This is a genomic window from Variovorax sp. TLI9-5A, assembly GCF_056867935.1.
Map to the genome: position 1 here is coordinate 155,575 of NZ_CP200310.1, position 18,416 is coordinate 173,990.

At 67.6% G+C, this 18,416-nt stretch carries 20 protein-coding genes; 14 read left to right on the plus strand and 6 right to left on the minus strand.

From position 1 onward, the window contains the following. Position 1 precedes the first annotated feature (1 nt). Both AC1VNX_RS00790 and AC1VNX_RS00795 read right to left on the minus strand, forming a co-directional pair. Positions 2 to 889: a transglutaminase-like domain-containing protein gene (locus AC1VNX_RS00790; RefSeq protein WP_483155035.1), complete on the minus strand. Its 888-nt coding sequence runs from the start codon at positions 887 to 889 to the stop codon at positions 2 to 4. Further along, positions 889 to 1,074 (minus strand): DUF1328 family protein, encoded by a 186-nt coding sequence (locus AC1VNX_RS00795; protein ID WP_483155036.1) that lies wholly within the window; start codon positions 1,072 to 1,074, stop codon positions 889 to 891. Before AC1VNX_RS00795 ends, AC1VNX_RS00790 begins: the two co-directional genes overlap by 1 nt. A gap of 185 nt (positions 1,075 to 1,259) precedes the next feature. On the opposite strand from AC1VNX_RS00795, the gene gstA reads away from it, so the two are divergent. The 7 genes from gstA (at position 1,260) to gloA2 (ending at position 7,627) form a co-directional block, all read left to right on the plus strand. Beyond that, a complete protein-coding gene (gstA, locus tag AC1VNX_RS00800) occupies positions 1,260 to 1,868 on the plus strand; it encodes a glutathione transferase GstA (RefSeq protein ID WP_483155037.1) in 609 nt (202 codons plus the stop codon). Between the two features lie 168 nt (positions 1,869 to 2,036). Beyond that, on the plus strand, positions 2,037 to 2,819 hold the full coding sequence (locus AC1VNX_RS00805) for an enoyl-CoA hydratase/isomerase family protein (RefSeq protein WP_483155038.1): 783 nt from the start codon (positions 2,037 to 2,039) through the stop codon (positions 2,817 to 2,819). After that, positions 2,816 to 4,663 carry an acyclic terpene utilization AtuA family protein gene (locus AC1VNX_RS00810; protein WP_483155039.1) on the plus strand — a complete coding sequence of 616 codons (1,848 nt, stop codon included), beginning with the start codon at positions 2,816 to 2,818 and terminating at the stop codon, positions 4,661 to 4,663. Before AC1VNX_RS00805 ends, AC1VNX_RS00810 begins: the two co-directional genes overlap by 4 nt. Positions 4,664 to 4,748: 85 nt before the next feature. Continuing rightward, entirely contained in the window at positions 4,749 to 5,852 is a 1,104-nt protein-coding gene (locus tag AC1VNX_RS00815) for an alkene reductase (RefSeq protein ID WP_483155040.1), read from the plus strand. A gap of 67 nt (positions 5,853 to 5,919) precedes the next feature. Then, positions 5,920 to 6,405, plus strand: a complete 486-nt coding sequence (locus AC1VNX_RS00820) for a RidA family protein (protein WP_301504648.1) — start codon at positions 5,920 to 5,922, stop codon at positions 6,403 to 6,405. Beyond that, the gene (locus AC1VNX_RS00825) at positions 6,402 to 6,863 is read left to right on the plus strand and encodes a GNAT family N-acetyltransferase (RefSeq protein WP_483155041.1); all 462 of its coding nucleotides are present in this window, start codon (positions 6,402 to 6,404) and stop codon (positions 6,861 to 6,863) included. Before AC1VNX_RS00820 ends, AC1VNX_RS00825 begins: the two co-directional genes overlap by 4 nt. Before the next feature lie 11 nt (positions 6,864 to 6,874). Next, entirely contained in the window at positions 6,875 to 7,627 is a 753-nt protein-coding gene (gene gloA2, locus AC1VNX_RS00830) for an SMU1112c/YaeR family gloxylase I-like metalloprotein (RefSeq protein ID WP_483155042.1), read from the plus strand. Between the two features lie 13 nt (positions 7,628 to 7,640). On the opposite strand, the gene AC1VNX_RS00835 is transcribed toward gloA2, so the two are convergent. Both AC1VNX_RS00835 and AC1VNX_RS00840 read right to left on the minus strand, forming a co-directional pair. Further along, the gene (locus AC1VNX_RS00835; RefSeq protein WP_483161853.1) at positions 7,641 to 9,023 is read right to left on the minus strand and encodes a sensor histidine kinase; all 1,383 of its coding nucleotides are present in this window, start codon (positions 9,021 to 9,023) and stop codon (positions 7,641 to 7,643) included. Between the two features lie 41 nt (positions 9,024 to 9,064). After that, a complete protein-coding gene (locus AC1VNX_RS00840) occupies positions 9,065 to 9,754 on the minus strand; it encodes a response regulator transcription factor (RefSeq protein ID WP_126020743.1) in 690 nt (229 codons plus the stop codon). A gap of 137 nt (positions 9,755 to 9,891) precedes the next feature. Between AC1VNX_RS00840 and AC1VNX_RS00845 the strand changes: the two genes are divergently transcribed. Genes AC1VNX_RS00845 through AC1VNX_RS00865 form a run of 5 tightly spaced genes read left to right on the plus strand, consistent with a single transcriptional unit; the run spans position 9,892 to position 14,068 of the window. Then, a complete protein-coding gene (locus AC1VNX_RS00845; protein WP_483155043.1) occupies positions 9,892 to 10,752 on the plus strand; it encodes an alpha/beta hydrolase in 861 nt (286 codons plus the stop codon). Between the two features lie 34 nt (positions 10,753 to 10,786). Beyond that, entirely contained in the window at positions 10,787 to 11,083 is a 297-nt protein-coding gene (locus AC1VNX_RS00850; RefSeq protein ID WP_483155044.1) for an acyl carrier protein, read from the plus strand. Next, positions 11,080 to 12,363: a beta-ketoacyl-[acyl-carrier-protein] synthase family protein gene (locus AC1VNX_RS00855; protein WP_483155045.1), complete on the plus strand. Its 1,284-nt coding sequence runs from the start codon at positions 11,080 to 11,082 to the stop codon at positions 12,361 to 12,363. The genes AC1VNX_RS00850 and AC1VNX_RS00855 overlap by 4 nt, the downstream gene beginning before the upstream one ends. Positions 12,364 to 12,396: 33 nt before the next feature. Then, entirely contained in the window at positions 12,397 to 13,527 is a 1,131-nt protein-coding gene (locus tag AC1VNX_RS00860; protein WP_483155046.1) for a sterol desaturase family protein, read from the plus strand. Between the two features lie 58 nt (positions 13,528 to 13,585). Continuing rightward, positions 13,586 to 14,068: a GNAT family N-acetyltransferase gene (locus AC1VNX_RS00865; RefSeq protein ID WP_483155047.1), complete on the plus strand. Its 483-nt coding sequence runs from the start codon at positions 13,586 to 13,588 to the stop codon at positions 14,066 to 14,068. Positions 14,069 to 14,083: 15 nt separating this feature from the next. Here AC1VNX_RS00865 and AC1VNX_RS00870 read toward each other — a convergent pair whose 3' ends face one another. Then, the gene (locus AC1VNX_RS00870) at positions 14,084 to 16,345 is read right to left on the minus strand and encodes a heavy metal translocating P-type ATPase (protein ID WP_483155048.1); all 2,262 of its coding nucleotides are present in this window, start codon (positions 16,343 to 16,345) and stop codon (positions 14,084 to 14,086) included. Between the two features lie 156 nt (positions 16,346 to 16,501). Between AC1VNX_RS00870 and AC1VNX_RS00875 the strand changes: the two genes are divergently transcribed. Continuing rightward, on the plus strand, positions 16,502 to 16,696 hold the full coding sequence (locus AC1VNX_RS00875) for a heavy-metal-associated domain-containing protein (protein ID WP_019653627.1): 195 nt from the start codon (positions 16,502 to 16,504) through the stop codon (positions 16,694 to 16,696). Further along, positions 16,693 to 17,094: a Cu(I)-responsive transcriptional regulator gene (cueR, locus tag AC1VNX_RS00880; protein ID WP_483155049.1), complete on the plus strand. Its 402-nt coding sequence runs from the start codon at positions 16,693 to 16,695 to the stop codon at positions 17,092 to 17,094. The genes AC1VNX_RS00875 and cueR overlap by 4 nt, the downstream gene beginning before the upstream one ends. A 109-nt stretch (positions 17,095 to 17,203) precedes the next feature. Here the strand turns inward: cueR and AC1VNX_RS00885 are convergent, their stop codons facing one another. Then, entirely contained in the window at positions 17,204 to 18,145 is a 942-nt protein-coding gene (locus tag AC1VNX_RS00885) for a YcjF family protein (protein ID WP_483155050.1), read from the minus strand. Between the last annotated feature and the right edge of the window lie 271 nt (positions 18,146 to 18,416).

Below are 18,416 nucleotides of genomic sequence, written 5' to 3' on the forward strand. Positions count from 1 at the left end.
ATCAGCCGGTCGCTTGGGCCGCCTGCACCAGCGGCACTGGCTTCTCGATGCCGATCAGCGCGCCGCTCGGCGGCGGCGCCTTCGAGGGCTGCAGGCTTTCGTCCTGCAGTTCGCGCACGGCGAGCTTCTTGCCCGTCATACGCACGTCGCCGAAGATCGTGCAGAAGGCCACGTCCTTGGCGTCGCGCCCCGTGCCCACGCGCACCAGCCGGTCGACCGGCGCCATGCGCGTCGGATCGAACAGCACCCACCGCCCGCCGAGCCAGGCTTCGAACACTGCGTGGAAATCCTGCGGCGGCTCGTCGAACCACACATAGCCCACCACCAGCCGCGCCGGAATGTTCAGCGCGCGGCAGAAGGTGATGCCCAGGTGCGCGAAGTCGCGGCACACGCCCGCGCGTTCCACGAACACCTCGCGCGCGGTCGTGGTCGAGTCGCTGCTGCCCGGTTCGTAGGCGATGCTGTCGTGAATCCAGTCGACGATGGCCTGCACCCGGCCAATGCCGGGCGGCAGGTCGCCGAAGAGCTGCTGGGCGCAGCGCGACATCAGGTCCGACTCGCAATAGCGCGTCGGCATCATGTAGTGCAGCACCTCGTCGGTCACTTCGCTCACCGGCACCTCGCGCAGGTCGGTCGGCACCACCGCATGCGCGCGCTGCACGCTGGCCCTGTAGCGGATCTTCAACGGCCCCGGTTTCGCATCGAAGCGGATGAAGCGGTTGCCGCTGCCCTCGTCGCAGAACGGCCGCATCGCGGTCGGCGGCTCGATCGCCAGTTCCTCGGCGAGCACCGTCTGCATCCCCGAGCGCGCCGCCTCGATGTTGAGCAGCATGTGGGCCGGCGCGCCCACCTCGTAGTCGAGCTGCGCCTCGATGTGCGAGAGGTGCATCAGTCGATCGCTTTTTTCACCGCGCCCACCCCGAGCGCGGCCAGCACGATGAACAGCACGGCCAGCACCAGGAACAGGCCGAACAGAAGCTTGGCGATGCCGGCGGCGCCCGCCGCGATGCCGCCGAAACCAAGCAGGCCGGCCAACAGCGAGATGACGGCAAAAATGATCGCGTACTTGAGCATTCGGGTTCTCCTTGCAGCAGGCCTTGCCCACCGTGCGAGGCAGCTTAGGAAACGCGACCAGCCTGCCCGATAGTCGCCCCGCGCATGCCGTCGTAGGACAAAAACGCCAGGCCGCCAAACCCGCTAGCATCCGCTGCGGTCTCCCAGAAAAATCAACCAACCTCGACATTCACTGGAGTTCTCGAATGAAGCTGTACTACTCGCCCGGCGCCTGCTCGCTGTCCCCTCACATTGCACTGCATGAAGCGGGCATCGCCGTCGAGCCCGTGCTGGCCAGCACCAAGAGCCACAAGCTGCAAGACGGCACCGACTACTACGGCATCAACCCGCTGGGCTACGTGCCGATGCTCGAGCTCGACGACGGCACCCGCCTGCGCGAAGGCCCCGCCATCCTGCAATACATCGCCGACCTCGCCCCCACCAAGAACCTGGCTCCGGCCGCCGGCACCATGCAGCGCTACCGCCTGCAGGAATGGCTGACCTTCATCGGCACCGAAGTGCACAAGGGCTTCAGCCCGCTGTTCAACCCCAACATGCCCGAGGAAGCCAAGGGCATCTTCAAGGACAAGCTCAAGTCGCGCTTCCAGTGGCTCGACAGCGAACTCGCCAGCAAGCAGTTCCTGATGGGCGATCACTTCAGCGTGGCCGACGGATACCTGTTCACCGTCACCAACTGGACCAAGCCGACCAATGTCGACATCTCCGGCTTCCCGAACCTGCTGGCCTGGCATGCCCGCGTCGGCGCCCGCCCCGCCGTCCAGGAAGCGATGAAGGCCGAAGGCCTTCTGAAGTAAGCCGAAGCACGCCAAAGCGTGCAGAAGCAGCGAAGCGGCTCGGATATTCGTCAGGGAAAACCCGAACCGCTTCAGCCACAAGCCGCACGATGCGGCTTTTTTTTCGGGCCACGCTACGGGCAAGAGAGAAAGCAATCTCGACAGACCGAAGCACAAGGAACCCGCGCCATGCCCGAAACCCCTCCAGACACAGAACTGCGCGAAGAAATGCGCGGGCCCGTCATGTGGCTCACCATCGACCGCGAAGAGCGCCGCAATGCCATCAGCCCCGCAGTGCTCGCGGGCCTGGGCGACGCCCTCGCCCGCGCCAACAGCGACACCGCCGTGCGCGCCGTGGTCATCACCGGTGCCGGCACGCGCGCCTTCTGCGCTGGCGCCGACCTGCAAAGCGGCACCTCCTTCAAGTTCGACTACGCCGCGCCCTACCAGGGCTTCGCCAACCTCTTGCGCCAGGCCCGGCAATCGACCGTGCCGCTGATCGCGCGCGTCAACGGCGCCTGCATGGCCGGCGGCATGGGCCTCATGGCGATGTGCGACATGGCCGTGGCCAGCAGCCAGGCGGTGTTCGGCCTGCCCGAGGTGAAGGTCGGGCTCTTTCCCGCACAGGTGCTCAGCGTGCTCGGCGGCCTGCTGCCGCGCCGCGTGCTGGCCGAGATGTGCATCACCGGCGAACCCATCGACGCCACGCAGGCACTGGAGCTGAAGCTCGTCAATCGCGTGAGCGACGACGTCGACGAAAGCCTCGACTGGCTGCTCGGCCGCATGCTCGACAAGTCGCCCGCCGCCATCCGCCGCGGCCTCTACACCATGAAGAAGATCGAAGCCATGGCCTTCGAGGAATCGATGGCCTTCACCGAGAGCCAGATCGGACTGTTCGCGCTCACCGAGGACGCGGCGCAAGGGCAGCTCGCCTTCCGCGAGAAGCGCAAGCCGCAGTGGAGCGGCCGATGAGCAGCGGCAGCAACAACGAACGCATCGTCCGCATCGGCGGCGCCTCCGGCTTCTGGGGCGACAGCAGCGTGGGTGCGCCGCAGCTCGTGACCAGCGGCCAGATCGACTACCTTGTGTTCGACTACCTCGCCGAGCTCACCATGTCGATCCTGGCGGGCGCGCGACTCAAGAAGCCAGAGCTGGGCTACGCCACCGACTTCGTTTCGGTGGCCATGAAGTCCGTGCTGAAGGACGTCGTGAAACAAGGCATCCGCGTGGTGAGCAATGCCGGCGGCGTCAATCCGCAAGGCTGCGCCGACGCGCTCGCGGCACTGGCCGCCGAGCAGGGCATCGCGCTGAAGATCGCCGTGGTGAGTGGCGACGACGTGTCTCCGCTGCTGCCGCAACTTCGCCAGAAGCAACCACCGGTGCGCGAACTGCAGAGCGGCGCCGCGCTGCCCGAACGCGTGCTCACCGCCAATGCATATCTCGGCGCGCAGCCCATACGGGCCGCGCTCGACGCGGGCGCACAGGTCGTCATCACCGGCCGCTGCGTCGACTCTGCCGTCACGCTCGGCGTGCTCATGCACGAGTTCGAGTGGCAGCCGGGCGACCTCGACCTGCTCGCCGCGGGCAGCCTCGCGGGCCACATCATCGAATGCGGCTGCCAGGCCACCGGCGGCCTGCACACCGACTGGGACACCGTGCCCGACTGGCCCAACATCGGCTACCCCATCGTCGAATGCAGCGCCGACGGCAGCTTCGTCGTCACCAAGCCCGCAGGCACCGGCGGCAAGGTCACGCCCGCGGTGGTGGGCGAGCAGATGCTCTACGAGATCGGCGACCCCGCCGCCTACCTGCTGCCCGACGTGGTGGCCGACTTCACGCAGGTGCGCATCGAGCAGGCCGGCGAACACCGCGTGCGCGTGCACGGCGCGCGCGGCCATGCGCCCACCGCGAGCTACAAGGTCAGCGCCACCTACGTCGACGGCTTCAAGACGGCGGCGCAGCTCACCATCGTGGGCTTCGACGCGGTGGCCAAGGCGAAGCGAACGGGCGAGGCCATCCTCGCGCGCACGGGTGCGCTGTTCTCGCAATACGGCTTCGGGCCCTACAGCGGCACGCAGCTCGAAGTGCTGGGCGCAGAGTCGTGCTACGGCCCGCATGCGCAGGCATTGCAGACGCGCGAGGCGGTGCTGCGGCTCGCCGTGACGCATCCGCGCAAGGAAGCGCTGGAGCTGTTCGCGCGAGAGGTCGCACCTGCGGGCACGTCGTGGGCACCGGGCACCACTGGCGCGGGCGGCGGACGGGCTTCGGTATCGCCGTCGATCCGGCAATATGCCTTCCTGCTCGACAAGTCGCTGGTCGAGACATCGGTGGCCATCGATGGAAAGCGCATCGCCATCCCGCGCACCCCAACCTCATCCGCAGCCGAGACGGCCAAGCCCATCTCTTCGCGTGCCGGAGCCGACAAGACGGAGACCACTCCTCCTTCCTCTTCTTCCTCTTCTTCCGATGCGGACAGCATCGAAGTACCCCTGCTGCGCCTGGCCTGGGCGCGCAGCGGCGACAAGGGCGACACATCGAACATCGGCGTCATCGCACGCCACCCCGCCCTGCTGCCGCTGTTGCGCGAGCAGCTCACCGAAGCGCGCGTGTCCGAGTGGCTCGCGCACCTCGTCAAGGGCCGCGTCACGCGCCACGAGGTGCCCGGCATCGATGCCTTCAACTTCGTCTGCGAGCAGGCGCTGGGCGGCGGCGGCATGGCCTCGCTGCGCAACGATCCGCTAGGCAAGGGCATGGGGCAGATCCTGCTGGCGATGCCGATGCACGTGAGTCCTGCGCTACTGGCGCTGCTCTCCTAGCACCAATCCAGACAACCGTGCGACAGCAGGGTTGAGGCCGGGGCCTTAGCCTTGCACCCGTATCAACTCTGCTTTCGATCGCACGATGTCCACCCTCTTCGACCCCGTACAGGCCGGCGACCTGAAGCTCGCCAACCGCGTCGTCATGGCGCCACTCACGCGCAACCGCTCGCCGAACGCCATCCCGCCCGACATCGCCGCCACCTACTACGCCCAGCGCGCCAGCGCCGGCCTGCTCATCACCGAAGCCACCGCCATCAGCCACCAGGGTCAGGGCTATTCCGACGTGCCTGGCCTCTATGGCACCGAGCAGCTCGACAGCTGGAAGCGCGTGACGCAAGCCGTTCACGCCAAGGGCGGCAAGATCGTCGTGCAGCTGTGGCACGTGGGCCGCGTCTCGCACAACGAACTGCAACCCGGTGGCGGAAAGCCCGTCGCCCCTTCGGCCATCACCGCCAAGACCAAGACCGTGCTCATCAAGGACGGCGTGCCCACCTTCGTCGACACCTCCGAGCCGCGCGCGCTCGACGCCGGCGAACTGCCGGGCATCGTGCATGCCTACGCGGTGGCCGCACGCAGCGCGGTGGAAACCGCCGGCTTCGACGGCGTGGAGATCCACGGCGCCAACGGCTACCTGCTCGACCAGTTCCTCAAGGACGGCAGCAACAAGCGCACCGACGACTACGGCGGCAGCATCGAAAACCGCGCCCGCCTTCTGCTCGAAGTCACGCGCGCCGTGGTCGACGCTGTGGGTGGCGGCAAGACCGGCATCCGCCTGTCGCCCGTCACGCCAGCCAACGACGCCTACGACAGCGACCCGCAGCCCCTCTTCACCTACGTGGTGAAGCAGCTCGCCACGCTCAACCTGGCCTACATCCACATCATCGAAGGCGCCACCGGCGGCCCGCGCGAGATCGAGGACCGCCCCTTCGACTACGAAGCCCTCAAGGCCGCATACCGCGAGGCCGGCGGCAAGGCCGCATGGATGGTCAACAACGGCTACGACCGTCCGCTCGCCGAAGAAGCACTGAAGGAAGGCGACGACCTCGTGGCCTTCGGCAAGCCCTTCATCTCCAACCCCGACCTCGTGCGCCGACTGCGCGAGAACGCGCCGCTGAACCCCCTCGACAAGGCCACCATGTACGGCGGCGGCGCCAAGGGCTACACGGACTATCCGGCGCTGGCCTGAGGCCGCGGGCGGCCATGGCAAGATGCGGCGGACCCGTTCGTTCGCCGCCAGCAAGGAAGGAAATGCCATGGCCCGCATCGCGCAACGACTGGCCGATTCCGGCCTCGTATTGCCACCCGCAGTGACGCCGCCTCCCGGCGTCGCGTTGCCCTTCCAGTTCGTGCGCATCGTCGGCCGACGCGCGTTGATCTCGGGCCACGGCCCGCTCAATGCCGACGGCACCATCGCCGCTCCGTTGGGCAAGCTGGGCCGCGAATTGAACGTGGAACAGGGCTACACCGCCGCGCGCCTCACCGCGCTCGCGATGCTCGGCAGCCTGCAGCGCGCCCTCGGCGACCTGGACCGCATCACCGCATGGACGCGCGTGTTCGGCATGGTCGCCTGCGCACCGGGCTTCGACAGGCAACCGGCCGTCATCAACGGCTTTTCCGATCTCATCCTCGAAATCTTCGGCCCCGACATCGGCGCGCATTCGCGCAGCGCTGTTGGCATGGCGGAGTTGCCGTTCAACATCCCTGTGGAGATCGAAGGCGAGGTGGAGTTCGACGCATGAGCGCCACGCCCTGGACGCTGCGGCGCGCCGATGCTGCCGATGCCGCAGCCATCACTGAATGCGCTGTGGAAGCCTTTCGCCACTACATTCCGCGCTTGGGCCTCGAGCCGATTCCCATGACCAAGGACTATGGCGCGTCCATCGCGAACGCGCAGGTCTGGGTCGCGCAGCGGCAGGAGCAGGTCGTCGCAGCACTGGTGCTCGACATCACCGACGAAGGCTTCCTGATCGATGTGATCGCGGTGCGCCCCGCACAGCAAGGCACAGGCGTGGGCCGCGCATTGCTCGAGCTTGCGGAGCGCGAGGCACGGCGGCAAGGCCATGACTCGATCTACCTCTTCACCAACGAGAAGATGACCGAGAACCGCGCGCTCTACGAGCGCATCGGCTATGTCGAATACAAGCGCCTCGCGCTCGCGCAGCGCACCCGTATTTTCATGCACAAGCCCTTGATGTGAGGCCTCCTGCGATGCAGCTCGAACGCATTCATCACGTCGCCATCATCTGCTCCGACTACGCGGTGTCGAAGCGCTTCTACACCGAGGTGCTGGGCCTGCGCGTGGTGGCCGAGAACTACCGCGCCCCGCGCGATTCGTACAAGCTTGATCTCGCTTTGCCCGACGGCTCGCAGATCGAGCTCTTCTCGTTTCCCGGTGCACCCGCGCGGCCGACGCGGCCCGAAGCGCAGGGACTGCGGCACCTGTCCTTCGAGGTGCACGACGTGCAGGCCGCAGCCGACGAACTCTCGGCGCAGGGTATTGCCGTGGAACCGCTTCGCACCGACGAATACACCGGCCGACGCTTCACCTTCTCCGCCGACCCCGATGGGCTGCCGCTCGAACTCTACGAGGCCGCACCAGGTAGGGATCTTGAAGCGCTGCTGCTGGAGCTGGAAGGCGCGCTGCATCTGCGCGAGGTGCGCGCGAGCGCCGCACGGCTGCAGGAACTGCTCGACGACGACTTCCACGAACTCGGCGTCTCGGGCACGGTTTGGACACGAGCCGCCATCATCGAAGCGCTGCGCGACGAAACCTTCTCCGAACGCACGATCTCGGACTTTCGCGTAATGCGCATGGCCCCCGATGTGGCTCTGGTCACCTATCGCGCGCACCGCAAAGCCATTGCAGAACGCCCGGCCGCAAACTCCATGCGCAGCTCGGTATGGAAACTGCGCGCAGGCCGCTGGCGCATGGCATTCCACCAGGGCACGCCGCTCGCCTGAACGCACAGGCGATTCAGGCCACCTCGCCGAACGCCACGCTCACCCGCAGGCCCGTGGGCTCCGCGGCTTCCAGCCGCAGCTCGGCACCAAGCAGCTCCGCATAGCGCGAGACGATCGACAGGCCCAGTCCAGAGCCCTGCCCCAGCTTCTCTCCCGCCGGGCCCTGCGCCCATCGCTGCATCAGTGCGCGCTGGGCTTCGAGCGGAATGCCGGGCCCGTCGTCGATCACGCTCAGCGTGTGACCCGCGAGCTCGACGGTGATGGTGCGGCCGCCGTAGCGCAGCGCGTTGTCGATCAGGTTGTCAAGAATGCCTTCGACCAGCGCCTCGTTGGCCTGCACGACCACGCCGTCGTCGAGGCCGCGCGCGCCCAGGTCGACGCCGCGCGCATCGGCACGCCCCAGGTGCCGCAGCACCGTCTGCTCGGCCAGCACGTCGAGCCGAACGGGCACGCGCTTGAGCTCGGTGCGCGCTTCCTCGGCCAGCGCAAGCGCCAGCAGCTGGTCGATCAGATGGCTTGCGCGCGCCTGCCGCTCCGACACGCGCTCGAGCTGCTCGCGCCACACATGGGTGTCCTGCTGCGCCAGCCCGTATTCGGCCAGCGCGCGGATGCCCGCCAGCGGCGTGCGCAGCTCGTGCGCCACGTTGCCCACGAACTCGCGCTGCGCCTGCACGCTGTTGCCCAGCCGCTCGAACAGCGAGTTGACCGCATTTCCCAACCGCTGGATCTCGCGCGAGGTCTGCGCCACGGCCACCGGAGAAAGATCGCGCACGTCGCGCCGGTCGAGCGCGCGCTGCAGCTCGCCAAGCGGCCGCAGGTCGCTGCGGATGCCGTACCAGAGCCAGATCGCGAGCAGTATCAGCAGCACGATCTGCGGCGCGAGCGCATAGCCCAGCAGCTGCCGAACCAGCGCCGCGCGGCTCAGCGTGGTCTGCGCAATGATCACGCGATAGGGCATGCTGATGTCGGGCTCGGCGTCGTGCTCGAGCACCACCGCGCGCAGCGTGCTGCCCTCGTAGTTCACATCAGAAAAACGGTAGCGCGAACCGTCCACCGGCAGCGGCGCCTGCAGGCCAGCCTGCCCGGAGATCAGCGAACCGTCGAGCCGCTGCACCGCGAAGTACACCTTGTCGACCTGGTCGAAGAGCACGGTGGCCACTTCGCGCGGCGTGAGCATCAGCTCGATGCCGCGCTCGCCCGCCTGCACGTTGGCCGACAGCGCATAGGCGTCGTCGAGCATGCCGCGGTCGAAGGCCTGTTCGGAGAAGTAGTTGGCGATGACCAGCGCGATGACCGCGCCGACCATCCACGTGAGTGCCAGCGGCACCAGCACGTTGCGCAGCACGCGCTGCGTGAGCGAAGGCGCACGCACCGCAGCCGGCTGCGATTCGGCGATGGTCTGTTGCTGCTGCCCGTTCACGCGCGGACCGGCGTCGATCACACCTCGGCTTCGAGCAGGTAGCCGATGCCGCGCAGCGTGCGGATGCTCGCGCCCGTGCCCTGCAGCTTCTTGCGCAGGCGCGAGATGAAGGCCTCGAGCGCGTTGTCGCCCAGCGATTCGTCGAAGCTGGATAGCTTGTCGGACAGCGCACGCTTGCTTACCGTGCGGCCCGGCGGGCTCATGAGCTCCCACAGCACCTCGAACTCGCGAGCGGGCAGGTCGAGCGGTCCGCTCGCGGTGGAGAAGCGGCGCGCCTTGCGGTCGAGCTTGAGCTGACCGAGCAGCACGATGTCTTCCGTGCCCTTGGCGCGGCGCACCAGTGCGCGCAGGCGCGCCTCGACCTCCGCCAGGTCGAAGGGCTTGCCGAGGTAGTCGTCGGCGCCCGCGTCGAGACCGGCGATGCGTTCCTCGGTGCGACCGCGCGCGGTGAGCACCAGCACCGGCGTGCGGTCGCCCCGCGCGCGCGCCTGGCGCAACGCGGTGAGGCCGCTTGCGAGGCCGCTGGTCGGGCTCGCGGTGGCGGGCAGGTTGAGGTCGAGCAGCACGGCGTCGAAGGGCTGCACGCGCCACAGGTGGTCGGCATCTTCGACGTTGGTGGAAACATCGACGCGATGGCCTGCATCAGCGAGGCTGCGTACCATCACATCGCGCAAAACGGTGTCGTCTTCGACAAGCAGAATTCGCATGGTCTTTGAATGGTTGGGGGTAATCTGCCTTGCGAACGACGGGTCAGCGGCCGGTCAGTCGCTCCAAGCGATAAACGCAACATGAGCATACGACAGCACGATGAATCACGGGCCATTTTCATGGCCCGCGCCACACGATGAGTGCGCGCGAACCCTCCGATCTGCTGAGCCTGGTTCCTCCGGAAGTGCAACGCACCGCCGTGGTCCTGCTGCATGGTTTATGCAGCACGCCTGACGAGTTGCTGACCGTGCAGTCCGCGCTGCGCAGCAGGGGCTATCCGGTCTACCCGCTGTCGATCGAGGGTTACTCGTTCGACGCCAGCGCGCCGATGCAGCGCGCGGCGCCGTACGAACGCTGGCTCGACGCGATCCAGGCCCAGGTGAAGACGCTGCGCGAGCGGCACGACCGCGTGATGCTGGTCGGCATCTCGGCGGGCTCCTCGCTGGCACTGGGCGCGGCCATCCGCTGCGGCAGCGACGTCGATGCGCTGGTGCTCATGTCGACCACGCTGCGTTTCGACGGCTGGGCCATTCCGCGCACGCAGTTCCTGCTGCCGCTGGCCTTCTACACGCCGCTGGGCAGACTCTGGCAATACCGCGAGCGCCCGCCCTACGGCGTGAAGAACGAACGCGTGCGCGCCTGGATCGAGCGCGAGCTGCGCCACCGCAAGGTCTCGCGCGCGGGCAGCTCTGTCATCGGCGTGGGCCATCTGCGCGAGCACGACCGGCTCATCCGCCATGTGCGCCGCAACCTGCACGGCGTGCAGTGCGGCAACGTCCTGGCGCTGCACGCCCAGCAGGACGAGGTGGCCAGCGTGGCCAACCTGGGCATCCTCGCGCGCGGTCTTCGCTGCCGTGCATTCCGTGCCGTGGTGGTCGCCAACAGCTACCACATGATCACAATCGACAACGATCGTCAACAGGTTGTGAGCGAAACAGTGTCATTCGTCGATGCGGTGGCGCATGGCACGATGCCCGAGCATCCGCTGTACGCCTGACAACCTCGATCACGTCCGAAAGGAAAGCATCCCCATGTCTTCTTCCGATCTCTCCTCGCCCACCTTCAACAGCATTGCGGCGATCCTGCAGACCGACTTCCGCGTCGACCCCGCAGCCATCTCGCCGGCCACCGCGCTGACCGACCTCGGCCTCGACTCGCTCGCGCTGATGGAGTTCGTCTTCGCCGTCGAGGACGCATTCCACCTGCGCATTCCCGAGGACCGCCTCGACCCGCGCGAAGCCGGCATCACGCTGCAGCGCCTGTGCGAAGTGATCGACGCAGAGAGCGCTGGCGCCACCGCGGGCCAGCCCGCTGAAGCAACCGCATGAGCAGCGGCGCCGCTCACTCCGTGCTCGCGGCCTCCGCCGCGCGCGCCGCATCCGCACCTGTGCGCGTGAGCGGCATCGGCTTCGTCACGCCCATCGGCCGCACCGTGGAGGCCTTCGACGAGGCGCTGTTCGCGGGCCGCTCGGCCGTGCGCGCCCAGACGCTGGAGATCAAGGGCATGGACCCGATGGCGCTCGCCGTCGCCGCCTGCGACTTCGACTCGAACGGCGTGCGCAGCACCTCCCGCCTGCCGCTGGACCGTGGCACTGCCATGGCGCTGTCCGCCGCGCAGGATGCCGCCGGCGAAGCGAAGATCGACCTCGACACCATCGACCGCGACCGTCTCGGCATCTTCTGGGGCAGCGGCCTCGCGGGCGCCGGCACCTTCGACAACACCACCAGCGCGCTCTACGGCGAACAGCGCCGCATGCGCCCGACCACCGTGCTCACAGTGATGCCCAACGCCGCAGTGGCGGAGCTCGCCCTGCACTTCGGCGCGCGCGGCTCTGCCATTGCATACGCCTGTGCCTGCGCATCCTCGGCCGTGGCCATCGGCGAGGCGATGCGCGCCATTCGCGGCGGCTGGATCGACGTCGCCATCGTCGGCGGCCACGACGCCATGCTCACGCCCGGCGTGATGGCCAGCTGGCACGCCATGCGCGTGATGGCGCCGCCGCCGGCCGATGCGCCATCGACCGCATGCCGGCCCTTCTCGGGTGACCGCGCGGGCTTTGCCATCGGCGAAGGCGCGGCCGCGCTGGTGCTCGAATCCGAAGCGCATGCAGCGGCGCGCGGCGCCGAAGCCGCGCCCTTCGTGCTCGCGGGCTACGCCACTAACTGCGACGGCACGCACATCACCAACCCCGACACCGCGGGCCAGGTGCGCGTGATGCGCGCCGCGCTGCACGACGCGGGCATCGAGCCTTCCGAGATCGGCCACATCAATGCGCACGGCACGGCCACCTCGGCCGGCGATGCAGCCGAAGCCGCGTCGATCCGCGAGGTGTTCGGCAACACCGTGCCGGTGAGCGCGACCAAGGCCATCCACGGCCACGTGCTCGGCGGCGGCGGTGCGATCGAGCTCGTCGCCGCGCTGCGCGCGCTGGCACGCGAGACGCTGCCGCCCATCGCCAATCTGCAGACGCCCGACGCCACTTTCGATCTCGACTTCGTGCAGGGCGAGGCCCGCGAGGCCAAGGGCATGCGCTACGCGCTGTCCAATTCCTTCGCTTTTGGCGGCACCAACGCCGTCATCGTGGCCGGCCGCGCGTCCGATCGCTGAAGATTCACTGAACGCTTCCTGAAAAATCGCGCAGTGCATCGGCTGGTTGTTTTCGTGGTGCCGGTGTTCGCGCTGCTCATGGCGTGCGAGTTCGCCTGGGGCTGGCTGAAGCGGCGCAACACCTACCGCTTCGGCGACACCATCGGCAGCCTCAGCCAGGGGCTGCTGAGCCAGGCGCTCTCGGTGTGCACGCAGCTCTTCCAGATCGGCCTGTACGCGCTGGTCTATCCGCTGGTCGCGATCTGGACGCGGCCCGCCTTCTGGGACAGCGCCATGGGCTGGATCGCCGCAGTGCTGCTGTTCGACTTCTTCGACTACTGGCTGCATCGCGCGGGGCACGAGTCGGCCGTGTTCTGGGCCGCGCACTCGGTGCACCACCAGAGCCAGCACTTCAACTTCTCCACCGCGCTGCGGCAGGAAAGCACGGTGGCATTTCTCGGCTGGGCCTTCTACCTGCCGATGGCGGTGATCGGCGTGCCACCGGAGCAGTTCGGGCTCGCGGGGCTGATCGTGCTGGTCTACCAGTTCTGGATCCACACCGAGCACATCGGCAAGCTGGGCTGGTTCGACCGCGTGTTCTCCTCGCCTTCGAACCACCGCGTACATCACGCGGTGAACGACCGGTACATCGACCGCAACTACGGCGGCATGCTCGTGGTGTGGGACCGCATGTTCGGCACTTTCGCCGAGGAAACCGAACGCTGCGTCTACGGCACGCGCAAGGCACTCGCCAGCTTCGACCCGATGCGCGCAATCCTCGGCCCCTACATGCCGCTGCTGCGCGATGCCTGGCACACGAAGCGCTGGAAAGACAAGATCGCCGTGTGGTTCAAGCCGCCGGGCTGGCGGCCGGCCGACGTGGCGGCGCGCTTTCCGGAACCCGCGTTCTCGCTGGAAGAAGCCATGCACATCCATGCCCCCGTGCTCACGCGAGCGCAGGTCGCCTCGGCCGCCCTTCACTTCGCATGCTGGGTCGGCGTGACGCTGGCCTTTCTCTGGCGTGCGGACGATCTCGCCTTCCACACAGGGCTGACGCTTCTTGCGCTCTCGGTCGGCGGCTTCTGGTCGATAGGCGCGGTACTCGATTCGCGCCTGCGTCTGCGATGGGCGTGGTGCGCGCAAGCGGCACTTCTCGCCATCTCGGCGGTACTGCTCTTCGGCTGAACGCCGAGCATCCGCCGCCCGCTATGCTCGGCGCCTTCACCGTTGCGGGGCACCCATCATGCGCAGGCTGGCCACTCCCGAAGACATCGACACCGTCTTCGCCCTCTACATGCACGAGAAGGTCGTGCCCTACCTGGGCTACGACCCGATGCCGCTGGAAGACTTCAAGCAAATCTACCGGCAGCTGCTGGATGGCCGCGACTTCTTCGTCTACGAACGCGACGGCCGCATCGCCGGCTTCTACCGAGCCTCGCGCTACCCGGGCCGCGTGCGGCATGTGGCCAGCCTGGGCACACTGGCTGTCGACCCCACGCTGCATGGCCAAGGCATCGCGCTGGCGATGGTCACTGATGCGATCGAACGGCTGAAGGCGGATGGCGTCAAGCGCATCGAGCTCATCGTGGAAAGCGACAACGCACCGGCGCTGCGCTTTTACGAAAAGCTCGGCTTCGAACGCGAAGGCACGCTGCGCAGGTTCTACAAGCGCGCCTCCGACGAGCAGGCCATCGACGACCACATCATGGCGCTGCTGTTCGACTGAACCTACGAAAGAGCCTCAGGGCTTCCATCGCCGCAGCAGCAGCGCATTGGCCATCACGCTCACGCTCGACAGCGCCATCGCCGCGCCGGCCACCACCGGGCTCAGCAGGCCGAAGGCCGCGAGCGGAATGCCGGCCACGTTGTAGGCGAAGGCCCAGAACAGGTTCTGCCGGATCTTCGCCACCGTGCGGCCCGAAAGCTCGAAGGCCTGCTCGACCAGTGCGAGATCTCCGCGCATCAGCGTGATGCCGGCGGCTTCCATCGCCACGTCGGTGCCGCCGCCCGAAGGCGCCATTGCAATGCCGACGTCGGCCGCTGCCAGCGCGGGTGCATCGTTGGCGCCGTCGCCGACCATCGCGACGACATGTCCGTTGCTTCGCAGCGCCGCGACCTGCGCAGCCTTGTCGGCAGGCAGCACATCGGCGCGCACATCCCCGGCCGCGATGCCCAGTCGTGCAGCCATGGCCTGCGCAGCTCGCAGGTTGTCGCCCGAGATCATCACCACGCGCAGTCCGCGTGCACGCAGCGTGCGGATGGCTTCGGCGGCCTGCGGCTTGGGCTCGTCGGCGAAGGCGAGCAGGGCCTGCACATGCGCGGCGCCGGCTTCGTCGAAGCGCAGCAGTGCAGAGACCGTCGCGCCCTGCGATTGCAGGCGCTCCACTTCTTCGGCATCGGGCATGGCGTCGAGCTCGCGGCACCAGCGCAGGCTGGCGATGGCCCATTGAACGCCTTCGACTTCGCCACGCACGCCGCGGCCCGGCGAAGCCTGCATCGCGCCCAGCGCGGGCACATTCAGGTTGCGCTGCGCGGCAGCCGACAGCACCGCCTTGGCCAACGGATGCTCGCTGCCGCCTTGCAGGCTCGCGGAGGTGGCCAGCAGTTGGTCTTGGGAGGCAGCGACGCCGGCCACCGGCACCAGCGCCGTGAGCACCGGGCGGCCGATGGTCAGCGTGCCGGTCTTGTCGAAGGCCACGGTATCGACGCGGTGAGCGATCTCTAGAGCGCGCGCATCCTTGATCAGCACGCCATGCCGCGCCGCCACACCGGTACCCGCCATCACCGCCACCGGCGTCGCAAGGCCGAGCGCACACGGACAGGCGATGACGAGCACCGCCACCGCATGGATCAGCGCGGTCTCGATGCCGGCACCCGACACCATCCATCCCGCGAAGGTGGCCAGCGCGATCAGCAGCACCACCGGCACGAACACGGCGGCGACCTTGTCCACCAGCCGCTGGATCGGTGCCTTCGCGGCCTGCGCGTCCTCGACCAGGCGGATGATGCGCGCCAGCACGCTCTCGGCGCCGACCGCGCTCACCTCGACGACCATGCGGCCGTCGCCGTTCACCGCGCCGCCGGTCAGCGCATCGCCCGGGCCCTTGGCCACGGGCAGCGGCTCGCCGGTGAGCATCGATTCGTCGACCTCGGAATGTCCTTCGACCACCTTCGCGTCGGCCGGTACGCGCTCGCCAGGGCGTACCGCGAGACGGTCGCCCACCATCACCTCGGCCAGCGGCACATCGCTTTCCTTGCCGCGCACATCGAGCAGGTGCGCCACCTCGGGCCGCAGCTGCTGCAGCGCGCGGATCGCGGAAGTGGCCTGGCGCTTGGCGCGCGCCTCCAGCCATTTGCCGAGCAGCACCAGCGTGATCACCACCGCCGAGGCTTCGAAGTACAGGTGCGGCACCATGCCGTGGCCCGCATGCTCGCCGGTGGCGGCACGCCACCAGAGCCAGAGCGAAAGCCCGAAGGCCGCGCTGGTGCCGAGCGCCACCAGCAGGTCCATGTTGCCGGTGCGCGCCTTCACCGCATGCCAGCCCGCGCGATAGAAACGCGCGCCCAGCCAGAACTGCACCGGCGTTGCGAGCAGCAGCTGCACCCATGGCGGCAGCATCCAGTCGAGCCCGAAGAGATCGCCCAGCATCGGAGCCATCAGCGGGATCGACAACGCAAGACCGATCGCGACCGGGGCGAAGCCGGCCCAGGGCGACAGCGTGGCTTCGTCGGCGGCCTCGCTTGCGGCACGAGGCTCGTAACCTGCGGCGCGCACGGCGCGGCGCAGCCGGACATCCATGTCGCCATCACCGGACGTGCCGGACGTCACCACGCGGGCCGATTCGGTCGCGAGATTCACGCTCACGTCCTGCACGCCGGGCACGTTCTTCAGGGCACGCTCCACGCGCATGACGCAGGAGGCGCAGGTCATGCCGCCGACGGACAGGTCGAGCGTGGCGGTACCGGGGGTACCGGGGTTTTGCTGGAGCTTGAGTTTTTCCATGTGCCAAGGCTAAAGCCTCACACCATGTCAAGGTCAAGCGGAAAAATTCAGAGCCCCTGCGCTGGACATTGACATCGTGAGAGGGTTCAAACTGTGGCTTCCCCGGTCAGTCGGCCGGCCACCTCTCTTTACCAGCTACTTTCAAGGAGCAACACGATGAGCCAGAAATTCCAGGTCACGGGCATGAGCTGCGGCCACTGCGTGAACGCAGTGCAGAACGCGGTGCAAACGGTGGATCCCGAAGCGCAGGTCACGGTCGATCTGGAAACGGGCCATGTCGACGTGCTGAGCGAACAGCCGCGCAAGGACATCGTGGCCGCCATCGAGAACGCGGGGTACGCGGTTCAATGACGGCAGGCCAGGTCAGCATCGGCGAAGCGGCGCAGCGCTCAGGCGTATCGGCCCGCATGGTCCGCCACTATGAGGGCCTCGGCCTGCTGCCGGCGGTGGCGCGCACCGAGAGCGGCTACCGCCAGTACGGCGAAGCCGACATCCACACGCTGCGCTTCATCAAGCGCTCACGCGACCTCGGTTTCTCGATGGAGGAAATCGCCGAGCTGGTCGGGCTGTGGAACAACCGGCGCCGCGCCAGCTCGAGCGTGAAACGCATCGCCGAAAAGCATCTCGGCGAACTGGAGCAGCGCATCGCCGACATGCAGTCGATGCGCAGCACGCTGGCGCACCTGGTTCATTGCTGCCACGGCGACGCGCGGCCCGAGTGCCCGATCCTCGACGACCTGGCGAACTAGGTACTCCCCCAGGCTTCGCGCACTTCGTGTCTCTGCGCCAACCCCCTCGCCGGGGGCAACACCTGTGGCCCGGCGAAGCCGGTTCCACGGTGTCCCAGGAATAAGTCCTTCAAGCGCCGCGGACCAAGGACAAGACCTTGCCCGCATCAAGCGTGCGGGCCTTTTCCTGGATGGCGGGCAGATACTGCGTCTGCAGGCTCTGCCCTTCCTTCACCACGCCCGAGAAGGCATCTTTCAGCATCTGCGCCGAGAGCGTGCGACCCCCGGCGTAATAACGCTTGGCCACGTGCCCCAGCGCGTAGGTCGACGCGAAGCTCATCCCTGAACTCACAGCCTGGTTGCCCAGGCCGCGCAGCAGGCCACCGCCGACCTTGCCGAGCAAGCCGCCGAGCAGCTTGCGCCCGGCTTGCTCCAGATACTGCGAGGTCAGGCCTACGCCGACCGTCGCCAGGAAATCCTTGATGTGGCCGCTGTCGAGCTGGTAGCCATAGGCCTGGCCGATGCGGTAGACCAGCTTCATCTGCAGCGGAATGATCGCCATGGTCGAGAGCGTCTCGGGCAGCAGCTCGAGCGCGCCGTTCAGGATGGAGGCGTTGAGGATCGACTTGTCCAGCTCCGCGGTGTCGGGGCTGTTCGGCGCAGCGGGCACCGAAGCTGCTGCTGCCGTGGCGGCCACCGGCACCGCCGCGATTTCCTCCGCCTGCTGCGAAAACGCCGCCGCCGAGGCGTCCAGGCCCAACGAGGTGCGCACGTCCGCCAGGAACATCCGCTCCGCCTCCGACTGCGTGCCGTCGGCATCACAGACGCACACCGCCATCTCGTAGGCGAGCTGCCTCGATTCCATGCCCTTGAGCTCCCCCGCCACCGAAGCCAGCGACACCCGCTTCATCAGCACGTCCTGATAGAGCGTCGGCAGGTTCAGCCCGTCGGCCTGCGACAGGCCCTCCGCGATGCGCTTGATCTCGGCGCGTTCGCGCTCGTGCTTCTCGCCATCGACGAAGGCGGCCAGCAGGCTCAGGGTAACGATCGACTTTGTTTCAGAAGGTGTCATGTTCGATATTTCCGCAATTTCAATGACCCGGTGGGGTCGTGGCCGCAGGCCGAAGGTTCCGTCGGGCGTTCTCCCCACAAACCTTGGGCAACTCTGTGGATAACGTCGGCACTTCCATGTAGGGGTCTTGCAAGTCTTTGATTTCAAATGGAAATCTCTGGTTTGCCCAAAATTTCAGCAATGAATTTCTCCGGGCGAAAACCGTCTTCGCAGATTTCTGAAGGGCCGTCAAAGGACAAGTCTGGGGACATTTTTTGAACAAGGCATGGTT

Excerpts from the sequence above, each read along its gene's own strand:
- AC1VNX_RS00790 (WP_483155035.1), bottom strand. The coding sequence starts at position 889 with ATGCACCTCTCGCACATCGAGGCGCAGCTCGACTACGAGGTGGGCGCG.
- AC1VNX_RS00840 (WP_126020743.1), bottom strand. The coding sequence starts at position 9,754 with ATGCGAATTCTGCTTGTCGAAGACGACACCGTTTTGCGCGATGTGATG.
- AC1VNX_RS00820 (WP_301504648.1), top strand. The coding sequence starts at position 5,920 with ATGGCCCGCATCGCGCAACGACTGGCCGATTCCGGCCTCGTATTGCCA.
- AC1VNX_RS00875 (WP_019653627.1), top strand. The coding sequence starts at position 16,502 with ATGAGCCAGAAATTCCAGGTCACGGGCATGAGCTGCGGCCACTGCGTG.
- cueR (WP_483155049.1), top strand. The coding sequence starts at position 16,693 with ATGACGGCAGGCCAGGTCAGCATCGGCGAAGCGGCGCAGCGCTCAGGC.
- AC1VNX_RS00805 (WP_483155038.1), top strand. The coding sequence starts at position 2,037 with ATGCCCGAAACCCCTCCAGACACAGAACTGCGCGAAGAAATGCGCGGG.
- gstA (WP_483155037.1), top strand. The coding sequence starts at position 1,260 with ATGAAGCTGTACTACTCGCCCGGCGCCTGCTCGCTGTCCCCTCACATT.
- AC1VNX_RS00885 (WP_483155050.1), bottom strand. The coding sequence starts at position 18,145 with ATGACACCTTCTGAAACAAAGTCGATCGTTACCCTGAGCCTGCTGGCC.
- AC1VNX_RS00845 (WP_483155043.1), top strand. The coding sequence starts at position 9,892 with ATGAGTGCGCGCGAACCCTCCGATCTGCTGAGCCTGGTTCCTCCGGAA.
- AC1VNX_RS00795 (WP_483155036.1), bottom strand. The coding sequence starts at position 1,074 with ATGCTCAAGTACGCGATCATTTTTGCCGTCATCTCGCTGTTGGCCGGC.
- AC1VNX_RS00850 (WP_483155044.1), top strand. The coding sequence starts at position 10,787 with ATGTCTTCTTCCGATCTCTCCTCGCCCACCTTCAACAGCATTGCGGCG.
- AC1VNX_RS00865 (WP_483155047.1), top strand. The coding sequence starts at position 13,586 with ATGCGCAGGCTGGCCACTCCCGAAGACATCGACACCGTCTTCGCCCTC.
- gloA2 (WP_483155042.1), top strand. The coding sequence starts at position 6,875 with ATGCAGCTCGAACGCATTCATCACGTCGCCATCATCTGCTCCGACTAC.
- AC1VNX_RS00810 (WP_483155039.1), top strand. The coding sequence starts at position 2,816 with ATGAGCAGCGGCAGCAACAACGAACGCATCGTCCGCATCGGCGGCGCC.
- AC1VNX_RS00815 (WP_483155040.1), top strand. The coding sequence starts at position 4,749 with ATGTCCACCCTCTTCGACCCCGTACAGGCCGGCGACCTGAAGCTCGCC.
- AC1VNX_RS00855 (WP_483155045.1), top strand. The coding sequence starts at position 11,080 with ATGAGCAGCGGCGCCGCTCACTCCGTGCTCGCGGCCTCCGCCGCGCGC.
- AC1VNX_RS00825 (WP_483155041.1), top strand. The coding sequence starts at position 6,402 with ATGAGCGCCACGCCCTGGACGCTGCGGCGCGCCGATGCTGCCGATGCC.
- AC1VNX_RS00870 (WP_483155048.1), bottom strand. The coding sequence starts at position 16,345 with ATGGAAAAACTCAAGCTCCAGCAAAACCCCGGTACCCCCGGTACCGCC.